The following is a 2,253-nucleotide window of genomic DNA, read 5'->3' as shown; positions in this document are numbered from 1 at the left end:
CGCCTGGCGCGGATGCGCCCGAAGTGGCTGAGCCAAAAGCCGCTGCTGCTGTTGTCGCCGAGGAAGCCCCGATTGCCGTCGCCGCTGCCGCAGAGGAAGTTCGTGAGCCCGTGCCCGTCGAGGCTGCTCCTCAAGCGCCTCGGCCCGAACAGGCCGATCGCATCCACGACCGTGACGACGAAGAACGGGACGAGGAAGAAGACGAGGACGAAGAAGAGCCCGACGAGGAAGAAGACGACCTCGACCGTGCCCGCCGCGCCGCCGAGCGCGAGCAGCGCAATGCGTTGCCGCCCGAGCCGATCCGCTTCGCGGACGTCATCTCCGGCCAGTTCGATGCCGAGGAAGAAAGCCCCGAAGTCCCGCCGCTCAAGCGCGTGCTGCTGCCCGAGGCCGATTCGCCCAAGCTGCACAAGGTGCTGGCGCAGGCCGGCCTCGGCTCGCGGCTCGAAATGGAGCAGCTGATTCTCCAGGGCCGCATTTCCGTCAACAACGAGCCAGCCCACATCGGCCAGCGCATCCAGTTCGGCGACCAGGTCAAGATCAACGGCAAGCCGATCCGCTACCGGATCGCGCCCCCGCCGCCCCGCGTGATCGCGTATCACAAGCCCGTGGGCGAAGTGGTGACGCATGACGATCCGCAGAACCGCCCGACCGTGTTTCGCAAGCTGCCGCGCCTGCAACAGGGCAAGTGGCAGTCGGTCGGCCGTCTCGACCTGAACACCGAAGGCCTGCTGCTGTTCAGCAGCTCCGGCGACCTGGCCAACCAGCTCATGCACCCGCGCTTCGGTCTGGAGCGCGAGTACGCCGTGCGCGTGCTGGGCGCGCTCACCAGCGAAGAAAAGCAGAAGCTGCTCGACGGCGTGCGCCTCGACGATGGCATGGCGCAGTTCGGCACCATCGAAGACGGCGGCGGCGAGGGCTCGAATTGCTGGTACCGCGTGACCATTTCCGAAGGCCGCAACCGCGAAGTGCGCCGCCTGTTCGAGTCGGTGGGCCATGCGGTCAGCCGGCTGATCCGCATCCGCTACGGCGCCATGGTGCTGCCGCGTGGCCTGAAGCGCGGTGCCTGGATGGAGCTCGACGAGCGCGACATCCGCGCGCTGTTCCAGGCCTCCGGCGGCGCGGCTGCCCGGCCCGGCCCGCAACAGCAGCAGCGCGGCCCGGGGCAAGAGGGCGGTGGCGGCAATGGCCGCAACGGACGGAACAAGAAGCGCCGGGGCAACCGCAATGCTGGCGGTGGTGGCCAGCCGCCGCGCGACATGCGCGATGCACGCGACGAGGGTGGGCGCGAAGCGCCGATTCCGAATCCGCTGGGCGACGGCCGTCCGCCGCGTGGCGACCGGGGTGCCCGCCCCAATCGTGGCGGTGGCGGTGGCAATGGCGGCCCGCCCCAGGGGCAGGGACGCCGCGGCAACAGCGGCAATCGCCAGGGCGGTGGCAATCGCCAGCAGGGCGACGACCGTCAACCGAGCGGCGCCAACCAGCCCGATCCGATGAAGACCTCGCTGGGCTATATCGGCGCCGACAGCTTCTCGCGCCAGCGCAAGGAGCAGCGCGGAGGTCCGCGTCGCGGTGGAGGGGGCGGTGGTGGCGGCTTCGGCGGTCAGGGCGGCCAGGGCGGCGGCGGACGCCGTCGCGGGCGCTGAAAGCCAGCCGTCGGAGCGCGGCCTTTCGCGGGGTTTTCACCAATCCGCAAGGCCGCGCCGGTTAAAATCAGAGGCTTTGTCGACATGTGACGCAACAAATTCGTTGCAGTTGTGACAAAACACTTCAAAATCAAAGCTCCAGGAAGCATTTCAATGGCTATCGAACGTACCCTTTCCATCATCAAGCCCGACGCAGTTGCCAAGAACGTCATCGGCAAGATCGTTTCCCGTTTTGAAGCTGCTGGCCTCAAGATCGTCGCCGCCAAGCTGGTGCACCTGTCGCGCAACGAAGCCGAACAGTTCTACGGCGTGCACAAGGAACGCCCCTTCTTCAAGGACCTGGTCGAGTTCATGATCTCGGGCCCCGTGTTCGTGCAAGTGCTCGAAGGCGAAAACGCCATCGCCAAGAACCGCGACCTGATGGGCGCCACCGACCCTAAGAAGGCAGCCGCCGGCACCATCCGCGCCGACTTCGCCGACAGCATCGACGCCAACGCCGTGCACGGTTCGGACGCTGCCGAAACCGCAGCGAACGAAGTCGCTTTCTTCTTCGCCGGCCTCAACGTCTACGCACGCTGAAGCCGTATCTCGACCGATTCCATGACCA

The 2,253-nt window shown here is 67.1% G+C and carries 2 protein-coding genes; both read left to right on the top strand.

What is annotated here, in order from left to right; all coding sequences use genetic code 11:
* Nucleotides 1-1,646 (top strand): pseudouridine synthase (locus tag ACSFA3_RS22190; RefSeq protein ID WP_435507670.1); only part of this gene is annotated, 1,646 nt, incomplete at its 5' end.
* A gap of 153 nt (nt 1,647-1,799) precedes the next feature.
* A complete protein-coding gene (gene ndk / locus ACSFA3_RS22185; protein WP_435465529.1) occupies nt 1,800-2,225 on the top strand; it encodes a nucleoside-diphosphate kinase in 426 nt (141 codons plus the stop codon).
* Nucleotides 2,226-2,253 lie beyond the last annotated feature (28 nt).

Origin of the sequence: Variovorax glucosi, assembly GCF_051216695.1 — a bacterium.
Classification (GTDB): domain Bacteria; phylum Pseudomonadota; class Gammaproteobacteria; order Burkholderiales; family Burkholderiaceae_C; genus Variovorax.
This window is presented reverse-complemented; position numbering and strand designations above follow the sequence as displayed.